Raw genomic sequence first — 19,438 nt, 5'->3', positions numbered from 1 at the left:
ACAAACGCAGGGCGGTTTTATCCGCCCTGCAAAGAAAAATAGAAGGCGGATAGTGATATGAAAATTGCAGTTACCGGAAAAGGCGGTGTCGGAAAAACAACATTTGCAGCCACACTTGCCAGATTGTATGCACAGGAAGGCAAGCATGTTCTTGCTGCAGACGTAGATCCGGATGCAAATCTTGGACTGGCACTTGGATTTTCAGAAGAAGATCTGGATTCAATCGTGCCGATCACCAGGATGCGAAAGCTGATTCAGGAACGTACAGGTGCGAATGATCAGAATCAGTTTTACAAGCTGAATCCGAAAGTGGATGATATACCAGATGCTTATTCAAAAACCTGTAATGGCGTAAAACTTCTGGTTCTTGGTACCGTTGAAACAGCAGGAAGTGGCTGTGTGTGTCCGGAGCATGTGATGTTGAAGCGCATCATCAATCATCTGGTGTTAAGGAGCAACGATGTTGTAATTCTTGATATGGAGGCTGGGCTTGAGCATCTTGGCCGTGGAACGACAGAAGGCATGGACCAGTTCATTGTTGTGATCGAACCAGGGGCAAGAAGTATCCAGACTTATAAAAATGTAAAGAGACTTGCAGCGGAACTTGGAGTTCGCCAGGTACGCGTGGTTGCCAACAAAGTAAGGAACGAGGATGATGAAGCATTTATCCGTTCCAAAATACCACAGGAAGATTTGCTTGGATTTATTCATTACAATTCAGAAATAATCGATGCAGACCGTCAGGGAAGATCACCGTTTGATGTAAGCCCGAACGCAAAAGCAGAGATTTCAATAATAAAAAGCAGGATAGACGCAGATCTGTCCAAAGGAGGTAAATAAAGTGACATTATTTGATGTTGTATTCAGTGGAAATGATACCGTATATGGCCTGACAGAGGGTGCAATCGATGCTGCGATCGAAAAACATGGTGCAGATAAAGCGATTGCTTTCCCGGATACGGCTTACAGCCTGCCATGTTATTATGCAGTAACCGGTACAAAGGTTGCTACACTGGGACAGTTAAAAGAAGCTCTGGGCGTTGTAAAAACCCTGATGACAAGAGAGCAGAAATTAAATGATGCATTTATGTCCGGTATTGCAACCGCTCTGTGTGCAGAATTTATCGAGGTACTGAAATATATTGACGGAGCTGCACCATACGAAGCTCCGTGCTACGGACATCTGGCAGATGCAGTGATCCGTGAACTTGGTGTACCGCTGGTAACAGGTGATATCCCGGGTGTTGCAGTTATCCTTGGTGCTGCACCGACTGCACAGGAAGGCGTTGACCTGGTAAAGAGCTATCAGTCACAGGGTATCCTGGTTACACTGGTTGGCGGTATCATTGATCAGTGTGAAGAACTTGGCTACAAAACAGGTGCAAACGTACGTGTGATCCCTCTGGGCAAAGATGTTACAAGTGTAATACATGTTGTATCCGTTGCAGTAAGAGCAGCTCTGATCTTCGGTAACATTCAGCCGGGTGATGCAGCAGGCCTGATGAAATACACCATGGAACGTGTACCGGCATTTGTAAATGCATTTGCACCGCTTGATCCGGTTATCGTTGCATGTGGAGCAGGTGCGATCGCACTTGGTTTCCCAGTAATCACAAACGAAGATACTTTCAAAGTTCCAAAGAGCCTGATCGTTCAGCCGGACGTTTCCAAATTCAACGCAACTTCTCTGGAAGCAAGAGATATCAAGATCAAGATCACAAACATTGACATTCCGGTTGCATTCGCATCTGCATTTGAAGGTGAGATCATCCGCCGCGGCGATATGCAGGTTGAGTTCGATGGCTCCCGTGTAGACTGCTGTGAGCTGGTTATGACAAAGGATGCATCTGAGATCGAAGATCACAAGATCACACTGATAGGACCGGACATCGACGAAATGCCGGTAGGAAGCAAACAGAGCATCTGTTATGTAGTAGAAGTAGCAGGAAAGAGTATGCAGTCCGACTTTGAGCCGGTATTCGAGCGTAAATTCCACTCATACCTGAACTGTGTAGAAGGTATGATGCATACCGGTCAGCGTGATATGATCCGTATCCGTGTAAGCAAAGAGACATTTGAAGCAGGCTTCCGTGCAAAACATATCGGTGAAGTTCTGTATGCAAAAGTAAAGAGCGAATTCGCAGCCGTTGTAGATAAATGTCAGGTAACAATCTACACAGACCCTGCAGAATGTACCAGAGTCCGTCATGAAGTAGCTATGTCGCTGTTTGACAAACGTGATGAGCGTCTGAACACACTGACAGACGAAGGCGTTGATGTATATTACAGCTGTATCATGTGCCAGGCATTTTCCCCATCCCACGTATGCGTGGTTACACCGGAAAGACTGGGACTTTGCGGAGCTGTTTCATGGCTGGATGCAAAAGCAACCAACGAGCTGGATCCTCAGGGACCATGTCAGGTTATCACAAAAGAAAGACCGATCGATGAACGTATCGGTGAATACGAAGACGTAAACGAAGCAGTTCAGAAATTATCCCAGGGTGCGCTGGAAGACGTATCCCTGTACTCTATCATTGAAAAACCGATGACATCCTGTGGATGCTTCGAGTGTATCTGTGGTATCGAGCCGCTGTCAAACGGTGTCTGCATCGCAAACCGTGAATATGCAGGCATGACTCCGATCGGTATGACATTCTCAGAACTGGCTTCCATGACAGGTGGTGGTGTACAGACTCCTGGATTTATGGGACATGGAAAACATTTCATTGCTTCCAAAAAATTCATGAAAGCAGAAGGCGGAGTAGCACGTATCGTATGGATGCCAAAAGAACTGAAAGAACAGGTAGCAGAAAGACTGAACGCAACAGCAAAAGAGCTGTACGGCATCGATAACTTCTGTGATATGATTGCAGATGAGACTATCGCAGAAGATCCGGAAACACTGCTGGCCTACCTCGAAGAAAAAGGACATCCGGCTCTGACCATGGAACCGATGATGTAATGATGCAAGGGAGAAAAGATCATGGATTTCATGCTTGCATGGAAATCCATGAGTTTGGATCCCGCAAAAATATGAGAAAGTAGCCCGACAGGGCGGATTTCGAATATTTTCAGATTGTGAGAGCATGAAATGCAAAGCAATCTGGAGCATCATGCTTGAAACGGCGATTAACGACAGAATCATCTTAAAAAAGTAACAAATATCGGCTTTCTGGCTTTATGCGGATCGTCCGGAAAGCCGAATTTTATAATTTATTGTTAAATAATTGATTTTTACAGGCTGCTGTTGTAAAATAGAAGTAATGTTTTTATAACAGTCTAAAAAGCATGAAGGAGGATTTTTAGAAATGCCATTTACAGCAAAATCAGGAAAATTCAATGCCAGCATCAACACTGTTGAGTTTGGTACTGGCGATAAAGCAGTGAAAATCGGAGGCGAGAATGTATTCCCGCTGTATTCTTTTGATGCTGCAATCGAAAATGCACCGAAGGTAGGTATCGAGATCACAGATTTCGGTATGGAACATGAGCCGGAGTGCATCAAAAAATATTATGAAGGTTGTGCTACTCTGGCAGATATGGCCAGAAAAGCAGCTTCTATGGAAGGTGTAGACTTTTTAAGTTTCCGTATGGAAGGCGGAGATCCAAACGGAGCAAACAAATCTACAGAAGAACTGATCGGTGAACTGAAAGAAATCGCAGATGCAGTTGATCTTCCACTTGTAGTATGCGGATGTAAAAATGTTGAGAAAGATGCAGAACTGTTCTCAAAAGCGGCAGAAGCCCTGAACGGTAAAAATGCAGTCATCCTCTCAGCAAAAGAAGAAAATTACAAGACAGTAGGTGCAGCAGCAGGCCTGGCTTACAAACAGATAGTAGGTGCTGAATCAGCTGTTGATATCAACCTGGCTAAACAGCTTAACGTACTGATCTCTCAGCTTGGTGTTGACAGCAAGAGTGTCGTTATGAACGTAGGTAGTGCAGCAGTTGGATACGGTTTTGAGTATGTTATCTCTACTATGGATCGTGTAAAAGCGGCAGCTCTGCAGCAGGGCGATGCAAATCTGCAGATGCCGATCATTACTCCGGTAGCATCTGAGGCTTGGGGTGTAAAAGAAGCTATGGCTTCTGAAACAGATGCTCCTGAATGGGGCTCACAGGAAGAACGTGGAATCGATATGGAAGTAGAAACTGCAATGGCAGTTATCGCTGCCGGTTCCAATGCGGTAATCCTGAAACATCCGGAATCCATCAAGATCATTTCTGGTCTGATGAAAGAATTAGTCTAAGAGTTGCGTTAAGGAGGAGATGTAATTATGGCACTTAAAGGTCTTGATATTTTTAAATTATCACCAAAGAAAAACTGTAAAGAATGTGGATGCCCGACATGTATGGCATTCTCTATGAAGGTTGCACAGGGTGCAGTTGATATCGCTGCTTGTCCGTATTTCGCACCGGAAGCACTGGCTAAACTTTCAGCAGCTACCGAGCCGCCAATGAAAACGATCAAAGTTGGTGCAGGCGATGCAGAGCTGTCTTTGGGCGGCGAAACCGTTCTGTTCCGTCATGAAAAAACATTCGTAAGCAGAACAAGATATGCAATGTCTCTTTGCACATGCATGGATGATGAGACAGTTGCACAGAAACTTGAGGACATTAAAAAAGTTGATTATGAACGTATCGGCGAGCGTATGTTCGTTGAGATGGTATATGTAAATTACAGTGCAGATGGCAAACAGGATTATGTTGAGCTGGTGAAAAAAGCAGCAGAGACAGGACGTATCCTGATCCTTGACTGTAAGGATGCAGAAATTGCAAAAGCAGCACTGGAAGTATGCAAAGATGGAAAACCGATCCTGAATGGTGCAGATGCTTCCAACTACGAAGCAATGAACGCTGTTGCCACAGCAGCAGGTGTTGTACTTGGCGTAAGCGGAGCAGATCTGTCTGAAATCCACGATACAGTAGAAAAGCTGGAAGGTCTTGGAAACAAGAATCTGGTGATCGATGTAACCGGAGCAGAGGTAAAAGAGACATTCAAAAATGCAGTTCAGATCCGTAAGGCAGCAATCAAAGACGGTGACAGAACATTCGGATATCCTTCTATTGTAAATCTGCACAAAATTGCAGCAGGTGATCTTCACAAACAGGCAGCACTGCTGTCCCTGTTCACAATGAAATATGGTTCCGTAATCGTTGCAGAACATATCGGTTATGCAGAAGCTCTGCCTCTGTATGGTCTGCGTCAGAACCTGTTCACCGATCCTCAGAAGCCAATGAAAGTGGAACCGGGCGTCTATCCTCTGAACGGAGCAGATGAAAACTCTGTATGCCTGACAACCGTAGACTTCGCACTGACTTACTTCCTGGTTTCCGGAGAGCTGGAACGTTCCGGTGTACCGGTAAACCTGATTATCAATGATGCTGGCGGTCTTTCCGTACTGACATCATGGGCTGCTGGTAAATTCTCTTCTTCTTCTATCGCCAAGTTCTTCCAGGAACAGGATATCGAAGGAAAGATTAAGAGCAGAAAACTGATCATCCCTGGTAAAGTAGCTGTCCTGAAGGGCGAGCTGGAAGCAAAAATGCCGGGCTGGGAGATCATCATTGCTCCAAACGAAGCAGTTCAGCTTGTTAAGTTCATGAAAGACTTTGCATAAACTAAATATACAAGCAAAAGGAGAACAAAATAATGGGAAAATTCGTTACAATCGGAGAAAGACTTTCAACAACAGCTCCAGCAGTAAATAAAGCGTTTCTGGAAAGAGATCCGGAACCGATCTTAAAAAGAGCAAAACAGCAGCTGGATGCAGGAGCTACATATCTGGATGTAAACATCGGACCGGCAGAAGGATATGGCCCGGATCTGATGAAATGGGCAGTTGAATTGCTGCAGGGTGAATTTGACAACGTACCTCTGGCACTGGATACATCCAATAAAGCAGCCATCGAAGCCGGTATCGCTGTATACAACCGTTCTAAAGGAAAACCGATCGTAAACTCTGCAGATGCTGCAGGAAGAATCGAAAACATCGACCTTGCAGCTGCAAACGATGCGATCGTTATTGCACTGTGTAACGGCGAAGGTATTGCAAAAGACAACGATGAGCGTATGGGTTACTGCCAGATGCTTCTGGAAAGAGGTCTGGAACATGGTATGGAAGCAGAAGATCTGTGGTTCGATCCGCTCTTCCTGGTAGTAAAAGGTATGCAGGACAAACAGATGCAGGTTCTGGAATGTATCAAAATGTTCTCTGATATGGGACTGAATTCTACAGGTGGTCTGTCCAATAACTCCAACGGTATGCCAAAAGCAATCCGTCCGATCATGGATTCCGCCCTGGTTGCAATGGCTATGATGCAGGGTCTGACTTCTGCAATCGTTAACCCGAACGACCTGCGTCTGATGGAAACCATCAAATCCTGTGATGTATTCAAAGGCAATACTCTGTATGCTGACTCCTATCTGGAGATCTAATAAATGTATAAGGTTACTTTTAAGTTTGAAAACAGCGAAGATGTCACAGTCTTCGCTGCTTTCGGTGAGAGCCTTCTTGAGGTAGCGAGAAAAACAAATGTAGCTATCGATGCACCTTGTTCAGGAAATGCATCTTGCGGAAAATGCAGAGTAAAACTCGTAGAGGGAGAATTGGATTCCAAACAGACGAGACACATCAGTGATGAAGAATATGCACAGGGATGGCGTCTGGCATGCTGCAGCAAAATAAATGCGGATGTTGCTGTAATGGTGCCAGATATTGCTTCTGCATATCGCAGCCGTATGAAAGTTGCGGATCTGTCATCACCGGATGAAGTAAAAATCTTTGATAATATTAAGCAATCTATTACAGAAGCAGGTATCGAACTCAAAAATAATCTTGAAAGCATTCATGTTAAAATGGATGTACCAACTCTGGATGACACTATGCCGGATAACGAACGTCTGACAAGAGCCATCCGTGAAATTACCGGAATGCAGCGTGTGAAGCTTCCATATTCTGTGATCCATAAAATGGCACAGGTACTGCGTGAACACAATTTTGATGTAAACGTTGTGATCCGGAAAACAGAAAAAGACATTTTTGTCTATGACATCTGCGGTGCGGACGAAACACCGGTTATTGCAGGACTTGCAATCGATATTGGTACCACAACCGTATCTGCGATCATCATAGATATGACAGATGGAAAGATCCTTGCAAAAGGATCAAGCGGTAACGGTCAGATTCGCTACGGTGCGGATGTTATCAACCGTATTATCGAATCCCGCAAACCGGGCGGTCAGGACAAACTTCAGAAAGCGATCATTGAAGAGACAATCAATCCATTGGTACAGACGATGTGCCGTCAGGCAAAGATCAACCCGATGAACATTTACCGTATGTCGGTTGCAGCGAACACCACGATGAACCATCTTCTGATTGGAGTTAATGCGGATCCGGTTCGCATGGAACCGTACATTCCGACCTTCTTTAAGACCAATTCGATTTTTGCAGGAGATATTGGCATCAAAGTAAATCCGGATGCACATATCATTCTTGCACCGAATATCGGCAGTTATGTCGGCGGAGATATCACAGCCGGAGCATTTGTAACGATGCTGTGGAATCAGGAGCCATTCTCTCTGTTTATCGACCTTGGTACCAACGGTGAGATTGTATTTGGCAATTCAGACTTTATGTTCAGCTGTGCATGTTCTGCAGGACCAGCCTTTGAGGGCGGAGATATCAGCTGCGGTATGCGAGCGACCGACGGTGCGATCGAGGCATGTACGATAGATGCAGAAACGATGGAGCCGAAGCTGACGATCGTTGGCAATGAAGGCACAAAACCGGTTGGTATCTGCGGTTCCGGTATCATTGATATTATCAGTGAGCTGTTCCGCTGCAAGATCATCAATCCAAAAGGAAAATTTGTCAGAGAAGGCCGCCGCGTGAAACGCGATGCAGACGGAATGGGCAGCTATGTGCTGGCATTTGAAGGCGAAGAAGCAGGATCGAGCAAAGATGTAGAAATCACAGAAGTGGATATCGACAGCTTTATCCGTGCGAAAGGAGCTATTTTCTCTGCAATCCGCACCATGCTTTCTTACTGTGACTTTGATATCTCTATGATCGAGAATGTCTATGTTGCAGGTGGTATCGGAAGCGGTATCAACATGGCAAATGCGATCAATATCGGAATGTTCCCGGATATTCCGGTTGAAATGTATCATTATGTAGGAAATACATCACTGGCAGGTGCGTATGCGATGCTCTGTTCTACCGAATCTGAGCGAAAAGTATATGATCTTGCCGCTAATATGACATATATTGAACTCAGTACGATTCCGCAGTATATGGATGAATTTGTAGGGGCATGTTTCCTGCCGCATACAGATGCATCCCTGTTTCCGAATCGGTAAAATTCAAGTCGAACGTATGTGAGACGGAAGATAAATGCGGCATCAAAAGGAGAATTTTATGCAGGTAAGATACGAAAAAGATAATAAAGAAAGAATTCCTTTTGAACATTATCTGGAGGAATTTGCAGCAATCGATCCAAAAGAGGCCGCAGCCAGGGTGGGAGTACCCTGGCATGAAGAGACACAGGAATTTGAAGTGCGAATGATGCAGAAAGCATTTCTTGTAAAATGGCCGGAATGTACCATTCGAAAGGCAAATCCATTTGATGAAGGATATGGAGCCATGGAGAATGGCGTTCCGCCAAAGATCATGGTAATCCGATTTTTAACAAGGGGTGTGTACTCAGAAGGCACCGGAAAGTTTCTGACTTATCGGGAAGTGCCGCATGGAGAAGTTTATTACCGTCAGTTTAACGGAAGATGTATGATGCGGCTTGCTTTTTCTTATGGAAATAAATTGCAGGAATTTAAAAACAAAATGGAAGCACTGGGGGCAGTAAATTGCGGACACGGTGATGCCGGATACGAGTTTGAATTTATCAACGGGCATCGCGTACAGTTTTTGCTGTGGGCAGGAGATGAGGAATTTCCACCATCCTCCCAGATTCTGTTTTCAGACAATTTCCCGCTGTCCTTTGAAGCAGAAGACCTGGCAGTTGTCGGGGATATTGCGATCGGGACATTAAAGAAAATGAAGGAGGATTTTACAATGGGATTTTCAACGGTACCATGTAATGAATTTGTAGAAGTTCTGGCTTCCAAAGCACCGGTTCCGGGCGGTGGCGGTGCATCTGCACTGGTTGGTGCAATCGGCACAGCTCTTGGAAATATGGTCGGAAGCCTGACAGTCGGAAAGAAAAAATATGCGGATGTAGAAGAAGAAATGCAGGAGTTAAAAGCAAAATGCGATGTTCTTCAGAAAGAACTGCTGACTCTGGTAGAGAAAGACGCGGAAGTATTTGAGCCGCTCTCCAAGGCGTATGGCATGCCAAGAGAGACAGAAGAAGAGAAGGCGGAGAAAGCACGCGTTATGGAGATTGTGCTGAAAGATGCCTGCTCCGTACCGATGGAGATCATGGAGAAATGCTGTGAAGCGATTGAACTGATCAAAGAATTTGCGGCAAAAGGTTCAGCCCTTGCGATCAGTGATGCAGGTGTAGGTGCCGTATTCTGTAAAGCAGCACTGGAAGGAGCTTCCCTGAATGTGTATATCAACACAAAATCCATGAAAAACAGAGAATATGCAGAAGAACTGAACGCAAAAGCAGATGCTATGCTGGCAAAATACCCGCCGATGGCAGATGAGATCTTTGCAAGTGTTCTTGGAAGACTGAAATAGGCGGAGGATAAGCATTATGGCAAAACAGTTATTAGGAAAAGAAGTTGTTGCAGCTTTAAACGAGCGTATTATCGCAAAAGCAGAAGCATTAAAAGCAAACGGTGTTACACCGACACTTGGAATTGTACGTGTAGGCGAAAATGAAAGCGACCTTTCTTATGAAAGAGGAGCAACAAAACGCTGCGAAAAACTGGGTGTGGAATATAAAAAATATCTGCTGCCGGCAGATGCGACACAGGAGCAGGTTCTGGCAGTGATCGATGAAGTAAACAAAGATGACAGTATTCATGGTGTTCTGTTATTCCGTCCGCTTCCAAAACATTTAAATCAGGACGAGATCGAACAGGCATTAGATCCGGCAAAAGACGTTGACTGTATGACCAACGGTTCCATGGCTGGTGTGTTTACAGGCAAAGATCTGGGATATCCTCCTTGTACACCGCAGGCCTGCATGGAGATCCTGGATCATTACGGAATCGACTGCACAGGTAAAAAAGCAGTTGTAGTAGGCCGTTCTCTGGTAGTAGGGAAGCCGGCAGCTATGATGCTGATCAAAAAAAATGCAACCGTTACCGTATGCCATACCAGAACCGTTGATATGCCGTCAGTTGTAAAAGAGGCAGATATCGTGATCGTTGCAGCAGGTCGTGCAGGCGTGGTAGATGACAGCTATGTAAGAGCCGGACAGGTGATCATCGATGTCGGCATCAATGTCAATGCAGAAGGCAAACTCTGCGGTGACGTAGCTTACGATAAAGTAGAGCCGATCGTAGATGCGATCACACCGGTACCGGGCGGTGTCGGAAGTGTTACCACATCTGTTCTGATCGGACATGTAGTGGATGCAGCAGAGAAAGCAGCTGCAAGGAGGTAAGACAAATGGAACTTCGGGAAGTCATGCAGAAACGAAAAAGTATCCGTCAGTATCTGACGACTCCGGTAGAAGAAGAAAAAGTAAAAGCTATGATCGAGGCAGCAATCCTTGCACCGACCTGGAAAAATGCTCAGGAGATCCGTTATTATGTGGCGGTTTCCGAAGAAAAAAGACAGGCAGTACTGGATGCCCTGGGTGAAGGCAATCGCAAAAAAACGCAGAACGCTCCGGTTTTCCTGATATCTGCCGTTATTTTAAACCGTGCCGGTTTTCAGAAAGACGGCACTGCAGATAACGAGCTTGGAAACGGCTGGGGCTATTACGACTGCGGTCTGCACGATATGAATCTTCTGCTGGAGGCGGCAAATCAGGGCTTATCTACGCTGGTTATGGGACTACGTGATGCAGATAAATTGCGTGAAGCATTTGACATCCCAAAAGAAGAGTCCATTGTCAGTGTGATCAGTGTGGGATACAGCGATGCAGATCCGGACAGACCGACAAGAAAATCAGTAGAAGAGATTGCAAAATTCTTTTAACCGATCGGGTTGTTGGTCAGATGCCAGCAGAAGATAATGGTTCGGTTATAAGTGTATGTCTGAATCGCTATTATAAAATCAATTTTATCATTTTTAAAAGGAGTTGGCGTAATGATGACAACAAAGAGAGAAGTAGTTGAAAAAATGTGTGGTGGAAAAGGACACGTAATCATTGACCGTATCCTCGGTGAAAAAGAACTCAACGGAAAATGCGGATTATATGCAAAAGTAACGATTGAACCGGGATGTTCTCTTGGCTATCATGAACATCACAATGAGAGCGAAACTTATTTCATCTTAGCAGGTCAGGGTGATTATGATGATAATGGAACCGTACGCCCGGTTAAGGCAGGAGATGTGACTTACACACCGGATAACCACGGTCATGCACTGACCAATACCGGAGATACCGATCTGGTATTTATGGCACTGATCATTCTTGATTAAAAAATAAAGGCGAATGTAGATAAGATTTATTATGCGATTCTTGTCCGCTTCGCTGAAATGTAAAAATTAAAAAACAGACAGTGATTTCGGGTTCGATTTCGCTGTCTGTTTTTTTGTTATAGAAACGGAGAAAATACAGCATACGACGTACATCAGAAACATTCTTGAATGGAAAAATTCCGATCTGCTGATAAATTCAGGAAAGTGTGGCATTTTCGTTATATTTCTCAAATTCTTTTTCCATATCGACGAGTGTATCTGCATAGCTTAACAGTTCCGCAACACGCTGCTCTCGGTTGTCGTATTCTTTTTTATAAGAAATACGATGCTCCATGGCAGCCCAGAAATCCATGGAAATCGTGCGGAGCTGGATCTCGACCGGATAATATTCACTGGCATCCAGACAGAAAACATTTACGCCGAGAATGATATGATGACTTCGATAGCCATTCGGTTTGGGATTGGTGATATAGTCACGTTCCCGGATAAAGATCAGATCAGACTGTTTTTTCAGCATATCGATCAGATTTTTAATATCACCGACGAAATAACAGACAATGCGGATGCCGGCGATGTCCTGCAGAAGATCCTTTGCATTTTCAAGAGTCGGTTCTTCCCCCTTGCGGATCAGTTTTTCTTCGATGCTCTGCTTGCTCTTGATGCGGTACTGCATCGTATGTATCGGATTTTCAGCAGAAGCCTTGTAAATATTGTGGTTTAAGATCTCCAGCCTGGTCAGAAGCAGTTTCATTGCATCATCGTATGGACGGATCAGATCATAATATTCAGTGTCAGTCATGGAAAACTCCTTTAAAATATCAAAAATTTCGTAACTGTTTCTTTACTTCACAGTTGCGATGTTAAAATCATTTCATGGCAGAATTTGATAAAATCCCAAATATAAAGATGTTAAGGTCAAAAGATGCCATACGAATTGTTACGTACTTCGTACTCTCACAATTCTATTCAACATTCGCATATCGTGAAGCTGACGCTCCACTTTTATGCTCATATTGGGTGGGTCATTAAGCCATAAAACCACTCCTGTGTAAGCACATCGTGGTTTCAGGCTTTTGACCCTGGCATCATATAAATACAATATAACAGAAAATTATGGACTTCCTGTGACAAAAGTATAAAGCAATGAGAAAAATAATAAATAAAAATGAGTCTTGACAAAAAGATAACAAAGAGGCTATAATAATAACGTGAATTACATATTGCTGTAGCAAGTGCCGATGAGAATCGGGTGAAAGGGAATCAGGTGCAAAACCTGAACGGTCCGGCCACTGTAAGCAAGGAGCACTGTCTTGAAAAACCATTGCATACCCATTTTTGTGAGAAGGTAAGACAGCGTGAAGATAGGCGAGTCAGGAAACCTGCTTGATACATGAGATGAGCTTCCGTGTAGAGCTAAAACATCCAATCCGAAGTCAGAGACGTTCTGGTTTCGTATGATGTCTGCTAAGGGTAAGCAGATGTTTATTATTTTATGAAAAAATAGCGATTGAATCCATCTCGAGCAATCCTGAACATATTGGGGGTAATTCACAGCATACCTCCTTCTGTGGCAGGAATCCGCACCTGCCATAAGATAAAAGAACCGGTTTCCTAACTCCGCAATAGGAAACCGGTTCTTATTATCTCAGTCGGAGATTAAACTCCGACTAAGATAAACGCTCCGCGGGGATGCACAGCGATTCTGTCAGGTAAATGTCAGCAAAGCTGACCAGAATCATGTGCCAATTCTCACATTCGTTCGACTTGAATTTACTTTAATTCAATTTCTGCCAGTTCTTTTGGAGGGAGCTGTTTGCTGGAAACGGATTTAAACCATTTCACTTTTGCAGCAGCTTTGTTCAGAGGAAGGTTGGTTCCGGCACCGGCAATACAACCGCCAGGACATCCCATTCCTTCGATCAGACATCCGTTCATTTTTCCGGCCTTTGCAAGAGCCAGTGTCTTTTTACATTCTGCAAGTCCTTCAGCATGGATAATTTTTGGTGTGACATCCGGATAATAAGCCTTCAGACATTCTTCAATCGCACCGGCAACACCGCCCGCTACGGCATAACCACGTCCGGCAGCAGTGGCATCGTGCATGGAATGGGCATTTTCCTGTTCTCCCATATCAATTCCCTTTGCGTCAAACATGCCGACAAGTTCCTCAAACGTGATAACAAAATCAACATCACTTCGCACCGAACGGCGGCTGGCCTCCAGTTTTTTGGCTGCACACGGGCCGATAAATACCACTTTCGCATCCGGATGCTCCTGCTTGATGCTTCTTGCAGTGGCAACCATCGGCGTCAGTTCCTGTGAAATATTGTCGATCATGGTCGGAAAATATTTTTTCGCAAGCATGGACCAGGAAGGGCAGCAGGAAGTCAGAAGAAACGGCAGTTCTCCGGTGGATACTTTTTCGGCGTAATGTCTGGCTTCTGAGACAGCACCGATGTCAGCACCGAGAGCGACTTCATAAACTTTGGAAAATCCAAGGGTTTCGAGGGCGGCATAGACATCTTTTGGCTCCATACTGCCGAACTGACCGACAAACGCAGGGGCGATTTCGGCGATGATTTCATTACCTTCTTTTAAAGCTCGTGCAAGCTGATAAACCTGGGATTTGTCGCTGATCGCTCCAAAAGGACAGCTGACCATACACATACCGCAGGATACACATTTTTCGTTGTCAATCTTTGCCCGGCCGAATTCATCACTGCCGATTGCTTTTACGCCGCAGGCACGGGAACATGGACGTTCCTTTTTGGAAATGGCATCATACGGGCAGACCGACTTACATTTTCCGCAGTGCACACATTTTTCCTGATCAATATAAGAATGTCCGTTTACCATGGAAATGGCATGTTTCGGGCAGACTTCCGCACACGGGTGGGCAAGGCAGCCTTTGCACATATCGCTTACTTCATATTTATTATCCTCGCAGGAAGCACAGGCGGAAGGGACAACCTGCATCAGAGGCGGCTCATAATATTTTTCGGAAATATTGCTGGCCTCGATGCCATCAGTCAGGTGGACCGGTTTGTTTGTCGGACGCAGACACATTCCCATGGCAAGGCGGACGCGTTCCGTGGCAATCGCACGGGCACGGTAAATACTGTCACGGTACTGCGGACCATCTTCCGTTACGATTTTATAGGGAATTGCTTCAATATCGTGGATCAGTGATTCGTCATCGGATTCAAAGCCGATTCTGGAAACCTCAGCAAAAATCTGACGGCGGATTTTTCTTACTTGTGTTTCAATACCTCTCATGTCTTATAAACTCCTTTATTTCAGTCGAGAAGATTCCCACTTCTGCAAGTGGTGAGTAATAACAAGTCTTTCTCAGTGGGAGTACAATCTCCGACTGAGATAAACGCTCCGCGAGGATGTGCAGTGATTCTGAGAAGAATATGTCAGCTTTCGCTGACCAGAATCACGCACCAAGTCTCACGTGCGTTCGACTTGAATTCAAGTTCCGGGTCGAAGAAGCAGAAGTCTCCTTCGGTCAGGATGAATTTATGGTGGCATGCATACTTCCTTCTCAAAGCACTATAACATATTGATAAAATATTATCAAGGCAAGTCCATGCTCAAAAAACGGAACATCCATATTGTATGTGAAAAATTTAACACAAATATCGCAGTTATCTGACATAACTATGGAAAAGTATTTTGTTTGTTAAATTTTTAATTAATGGAAAAGGCATTGTATATAATAAATAAATAAGATATAATTAACACACAAAATTTGTCAATAAATACAAGAGAGTAGGAGGTATGATTTATGCTGGATCAGTCATATTACCAGAAAGCGGACGAGATCATTGCTTTTTATGGTAAGAAACCATCATCCCTGATTCCTGTGATGCAGGATATCCAGGGGGTATATCGTTATCTGCCGGGAGAATTACTGACGTACATTGCAAAAGAGATTGGAGTAAAAGAGGCAAAGGCTTACAGTGTTGCGACTTTTTACGAGAATTTCTCTTTTGAACAGAAGGGAAAATATGTGATCAAGGTCTGCGACGGAACAGCCTGTCATGTAAGAAAATCAGCGGCAATCCTCGATGCATTTATGAAAGAACTGGGACTTTCCGATAAGAAGCATACAACGGATGATATGCTTTTTACGGTAGAGACCGTATCCTGTCTCGGTGCGTGCGGACTGGCACCGACCTGTACGGTGAACGATGAAGTCCACCCGAATATGACACCGGAGAAAGTAGTGGGATTGATTACAGAATTGCGAGGTGAGTGCTGATGATCCATAACAGAGACGAGTTAAAAGAATGTCGCCAGAAGGCAAAAGCAGATATGGAGACGGCAGCCTGTCGTATTCTGGTCTGTTCCGGCACCGGCTGTATCGCAACCGGTTCTGAAAAAATATACAATCGCTTTTTAAAACTTGCAAATATAACACCGGGCGTGAGCGTAATCTTTACACCGCACGATGAAGACACACACATTGGGCTGAAAAAGACCGGATGTCAGGGCTTCTGTGAACTTGGCCCACTTGTGCGTATCACGAAAAACGATGAGACCGTTCAGTATGTAAAAGTTCAACTGGACGACTGCCAGGAATTGTTTGAACGTGCTGTGCTCGGTGATGAGGTAGTGGAGCGTTTATTATACCGTAAAGAGAAAAAAGTTTACCGTCATCCGAAAGAGATTCCGTTTATCGCAAAACAGACCAGGATCGTTCTGGAGAACTGCGGACGTTTTGATGCAGAATCCATTGACGAGTACATGGCATCCGGCGGTTTCTCTGCCCTGGAAAAAGCGATGTTTGAGATGACAAGTGAAGAAGTGATCGAAGAGATCGATAAATCCGGGCTGCGGGGAAGAGGCGGCGGCGGTTTTCCGACCGGACGCAAATGGAAACAGGTGGCACACCAGAAAGAAAAAGTACGTTATGTCGTATGTAATGGTGATGAAGGTGATCCGGGTGCTTTTATGGATGGTTCCGTTATGGAAGGTGATCCGTACAAACTGCTGGAAGGCATGATGATCGCCGGATATGCAGTCGGGGCTGCCAATGGTTATATCTATGTGCGTGCAGAATATCCGATGTCCGTTTCCAGACTCCGCCACGCGATCGCAGAGATGGAAAACCGGAATCTGTTAGGTGACAACATTTTAGGAACGGATTTCTGTTTCCATATGCATATCAACCGCGGAGCAGGTGCATTTGTATGTGGAGAGGGAAGTGCACTGACGGCATCCATCGAAGGAAAACGAGGTATGCCGCGTGTCAAACCGCCAAGAACGGTAGAAAAAGGACTGTGGGAGAAACCGACCGTCCTCAACAACGTAGAAACGTTTGCCAACGTACCGAAGATCATTCTGCAGGGAGCCGACTGGTATCGTTCGATCGGAACAGCCGGAAGCCCTGGAACCAAAACATTCTCCCTGACCGGTGCGATTGAAAATACCGGTCTGATTGAAGTGCCGATGGGAAGTACACTGCGGGAAATTATTTATGATATCGGCGGCGGACTTAAGGAAGGATCTCAGTTTAAAGCCGTACAGATCGGCGGACCGTCGGGCGGCTGTCTGACGGAGAAGCATCTGGATGAACCGCTTGATTTTGACTCCGTAAAGAAATTTGATGCAATCGTAGGATCTGGCGGAATGGTTGTCATGGATCAGCACACCTGTATGGTAGAAGTTGCCCGGTTTTTTATGAGTTTTACGCAGAGAGAATCCTGCGGAAAATGTGTTCCGTGCCGGGAAGGTACGAAGCGTATGCTGGAGATCCTGGAAAAGATCGTAGAAGGCAGAGGCGAAGAGGAAGATCTCGACCGTCTGGAGGAGCTTGCGGCAATGATCCGCAGCATGGCACTTTGCGGACTCGGAAAGAGTGCACCGCTTCCGGTCATCAGTACTCTTAAATTATTCCGAAACGAATATCTGGAACATATCAACGAGCATAAATGTGCCGCAAAAGTCTGTCAGGCTATGCGTAAATATGTGATCAATCCGGAGTTCTGTAAGGGCTGCAGCAAGTGTGCGAAGAACTGTCCAGTTGGTGCGATCAGCGGAAAAGTAAAACATCCGTTCCATATTGACCCGAATATCTGTATCAAGTGTGGTGCATGTAAAGAAAACTGTGCATTTAATGCCATTTACATAGAAGAGTAGGAGGGCAGATTATGGGATTTATGATAATTGACGGTAGAAAAGTAGAATTTACCGATGAAAAAAATATTCTGACGGTCATAAGAAAAGCAGGCATTGACGTACCGACACTGTGTTACCATTCAGAACTTTCTACTTTTGGTGCGTGCAGACTCTGTACGGTAGAAGACGACAGAGGAAGGACATTTGCGTCCTGTTCCGAAGAGCCGAGAGATGGCATGGTGATCTATACAAACTCAGAAAAAGTAAGAAAATACCGCAAGCTGATCGTAGAGCTTTTGCTGGCTGCACATTGCAGAGACTGTACGACCTGTATCAAGAGCGGCGAGTGTGTACTTCAGGAACTGGCACACCGCCTCGGCGTGAAAAAAGTACGTTTCCAGAATACAAGAGAAGAAAGACCGCTTGACTTTTCTTCTCCTGCGATCGTGCGTGATCCGAATAAATGCATCCTTTGCGGAAACTGTGTGCGTGTCTGTGACGAGATCCAGGGGATCGGTGCGATCGATTTTGCTTACCGCGGAACCGATGCGATGGTCATGCCGGCATTTGACCGGCAGATCGCAGAGACAGACTGTGTAAACTGCGGACAGTGCCGTGTGTTCTGCCCGACCGGTGCGATTACAATCCGTACTAACATTGGAGAAGTATGGAAGGCACTGGCAGACAAAGATACCAGAGTCGTGGCTCAGATCGCCCCGGCAGTGCGTGTGGCAGCCGGTGATGCATTTGGACTTCCGAAAGGTGAAAATGCGATGGGCAAGATTGTGGCAGCTCTGCACCGCATGGGATTTGATGAAGTCTTTGACACCAGTTATTCAGCGGATCTGACGATCATGGAAGAATCTGCAGAATTCCTGAAACGCCTGGAAAAAGGGGAAAACCTGCCGCTGCTCACCTCCTGCTGTCCGGCTTGGGTCAAATTTGTGCAGGATCAGTTCCCGGATTATAAAGAAAACATTTCCACCTGCCGTTCTCCGCAGCAGATGTTCTCCGCGGTCATTAAAGAATATTACCGCAATCCGGAGCATGCAGAAGGCAAAAAGACTGTTGTTGTATCCATTATGCCGTGTACGGCAAAGAAGATGGAGGCAGAACGTCCAAACAGTTATACCAAAGGTGAGAAGGATACGGATATTGTCATCACCACAACGGAGCTTACCAGGATGATCCGTACTGCCGGTATTGCACTCGATAAGATCGAAGTAGAATCCTGCGATATGCCGTTTGGTATTGCATCCGGTGCCGGTGTGATCTTCGGTGTGACCGGAGGTGTAACGGAGGCCGTGATCCGCAGACTCGTTCCGGGACATGGAAATGCCGTGATGGATTCCATCGCAGAAGCCGGTATGCGAGGCGAAGAAGGCATCAAAGAATTTTCCATCACTTATGAAGGCAAAGAACTGAATATCTGCGTAGCCAGCGGACTTGCCAATGCCAGAAAAGTCATGGAACAGGTACAAAGCGGTGAGAAACAATATCATCTGATTGAGATCATGGCGTGCAGACGCGGCTGTATCATGGGTGGCGGTCAGCCAATCCCGGCAGGTCCGAGACATAAAGAAGCAAGAGCAAAAGGCCTATACCGTGCAGACGGAAATATGGCGATCAAGAAATGTACCGAAAATCCGCTGATGGATGTTTTCTACAACGGAGAAGATTTCAAAGGAAAAGCACACGAGCTGTTACATAATCCGTTCTAAAAGCGAGACCCCCTCACATATGCT

The 19,438-nt window shown here is 45.3% G+C and carries 15 protein-coding genes, 1 pseudogene and 1 riboswitch; of the genes and pseudogenes, 14 read left to right on the top strand and 2 right to left on the bottom strand.

Features of this window, described 5'->3' with window-relative positions:
• The first annotated feature begins 57 nt into the window (after window positions 1-57).
• The 11 genes and pseudogenes from GPK60_RS15110 (at window position 58) to GPK60_RS15060 (ending at window position 11,567) form a co-directional block, all read left to right on the top strand.
• Window positions 58-840, top strand: coding sequence for a carbon monoxide dehydrogenase accessory protein CooC (locus GPK60_RS15110; RefSeq protein ID WP_173865772.1), 783 nt, complete (start codon window positions 58-60; stop codon window positions 838-840).
• A 1-nt stretch (window position 841) separates the two neighbouring features.
• Window positions 842-2,965 carry an acetyl-CoA decarbonylase/synthase complex subunit alpha/beta gene (gene acsB / locus GPK60_RS15105; protein WP_215660986.1) on the top strand — a complete coding sequence of 708 codons (2,124 nt, stop codon included), beginning with the start codon at window positions 842-844 and terminating at the stop codon, window positions 2,963-2,965.
• A gap of 346 nt (window positions 2,966-3,311) precedes the next feature.
• The gene (gene acsD / locus GPK60_RS15100) at window positions 3,312-4,253 is read left to right on the top strand and encodes an acetyl-CoA decarbonylase/synthase complex subunit delta (RefSeq protein ID WP_173865774.1); all 942 of its coding nucleotides are present in this window, start codon (window positions 3,312-3,314) and stop codon (window positions 4,251-4,253) included.
• Window positions 4,254-4,280: 27 nt separating this feature from the next.
• Window positions 4,281-5,624 carry an acetyl-CoA decarbonylase/synthase complex subunit gamma gene (gene acsC, locus GPK60_RS15095; protein WP_215660983.1) on the top strand — a complete coding sequence of 448 codons (1,344 nt, stop codon included), beginning with the start codon at window positions 4,281-4,283 and terminating at the stop codon, window positions 5,622-5,624.
• Between the two features lie 32 nt (window positions 5,625-5,656).
• Complete coding sequence (gene acsE, locus GPK60_RS15090) at window positions 5,657-6,442, top strand: carbon monoxide dehydrogenase/acetyl-CoA synthase methytransferase subunit (RefSeq protein WP_022119429.1); 786 nt, start codon at window positions 5,657-5,659, stop codon at window positions 6,440-6,442.
• 3 nt (window positions 6,443-6,445) lie between these two features.
• Window positions 6,446-8,368, top strand: a complete 1,923-nt coding sequence (acsV, locus tag GPK60_RS15085; protein WP_022119428.1) for a corrinoid activation/regeneration protein AcsV — start codon at window positions 6,446-6,448, stop codon at window positions 8,366-8,368.
• 34 nt (window positions 8,369-8,402) lie between these two features.
• Window positions 8,403-9,032 (top strand): annotated as a pseudogene (locus GPK60_RS15080) (DUF3786 domain-containing protein); the annotation flags it as partial.
• Window positions 9,033-9,077: 45 nt separating this feature from the next.
• Window positions 9,078-9,707 carry a cyclodeaminase/cyclohydrolase family protein gene (locus GPK60_RS15075; RefSeq protein WP_147631816.1) on the top strand — a complete coding sequence of 210 codons (630 nt, stop codon included), beginning with the start codon at window positions 9,078-9,080 and terminating at the stop codon, window positions 9,705-9,707.
• A gap of 16 nt (window positions 9,708-9,723) precedes the next feature.
• Window positions 9,724-10,581: a bifunctional 5,10-methylenetetrahydrofolate dehydrogenase/5,10-methenyltetrahydrofolate cyclohydrolase gene (locus GPK60_RS15070; RefSeq protein ID WP_022119426.1), complete on the top strand. Its 858-nt coding sequence runs from the start codon at window positions 9,724-9,726 to the stop codon at window positions 10,579-10,581.
• Between the two features lie 5 nt (window positions 10,582-10,586).
• Window positions 10,587-11,120 carry a nitroreductase family protein gene (locus GPK60_RS15065; protein ID WP_022119425.1) on the top strand — a complete coding sequence of 178 codons (534 nt, stop codon included), beginning with the start codon at window positions 10,587-10,589 and terminating at the stop codon, window positions 11,118-11,120.
• A 114-nt stretch (window positions 11,121-11,234) separates the two neighbouring features.
• Entirely contained in the window at window positions 11,235-11,567 is a 333-nt protein-coding gene (locus tag GPK60_RS15060) for a cupin domain-containing protein (protein ID WP_173865809.1), read from the top strand.
• 196 nt (window positions 11,568-11,763) lie between these two features.
• Here GPK60_RS15060 and GPK60_RS15055 read toward each other — a convergent pair whose 3' ends face one another.
• Both GPK60_RS15055 and GPK60_RS15050 read right to left on the bottom strand, forming a co-directional pair.
• On the bottom strand, window positions 11,764-12,366 hold the full coding sequence (locus GPK60_RS15055; protein ID WP_022119423.1) for a hypothetical protein: 603 nt from the start codon (window positions 12,364-12,366) through the stop codon (window positions 11,764-11,766).
• A 414-nt stretch (window positions 12,367-12,780) separates the two neighbouring features.
• Window positions 12,781-12,969: riboswitch (cobalamin riboswitch) on the top strand.
• 368 nt (window positions 12,970-13,337) lie between these two features.
• Window positions 13,338-14,843 (bottom strand): 4Fe-4S dicluster domain-containing protein, encoded by a 1,506-nt coding sequence (locus tag GPK60_RS15050; protein ID WP_215660980.1) that lies wholly within the window; start codon window positions 14,841-14,843, stop codon window positions 13,338-13,340.
• A gap of 514 nt (window positions 14,844-15,357) precedes the next feature.
• On the opposite strand from GPK60_RS15050, the gene GPK60_RS15045 reads away from it, so the two are divergent.
• The 3 genes from GPK60_RS15045 to GPK60_RS15035 are packed head-to-tail and all read left to right on the top strand — an operon-like array spanning window position 15,358 to window position 19,414.
• Window positions 15,358-15,834, top strand: coding sequence for an NAD(P)H-dependent oxidoreductase subunit E (locus tag GPK60_RS15045; protein ID WP_022119224.1), 477 nt, complete (start codon window positions 15,358-15,360; stop codon window positions 15,832-15,834).
• Entirely contained in the window at window positions 15,834-17,714 is a 1,881-nt protein-coding gene (locus tag GPK60_RS15040; RefSeq protein WP_215660977.1) for an NADH-ubiquinone oxidoreductase-F iron-sulfur binding region domain-containing protein, read from the top strand. Before GPK60_RS15045 ends, GPK60_RS15040 begins: the two co-directional genes overlap by 1 nt.
• Before the next feature lie 11 nt (window positions 17,715-17,725).
• Entirely contained in the window at window positions 17,726-19,414 is a 1,689-nt protein-coding gene (locus GPK60_RS15035; protein ID WP_173896413.1) for a [FeFe] hydrogenase, group A, read from the top strand.
• Window positions 19,415-19,438: the final 24 nt, after the last annotated feature.

The organism is Ruminococcus sp. MCC718 (assembly GCF_018783905.1).
GTDB classification, from domain to species: Bacteria; Bacillota; Clostridia; order Lachnospirales; family Lachnospiraceae; genus Hominisplanchenecus; species Hominisplanchenecus faecis.
The sequence above is the reverse complement of the archived record's forward strand: the minus strand, read 5'-3'. Positions and strand labels throughout refer to the sequence as shown.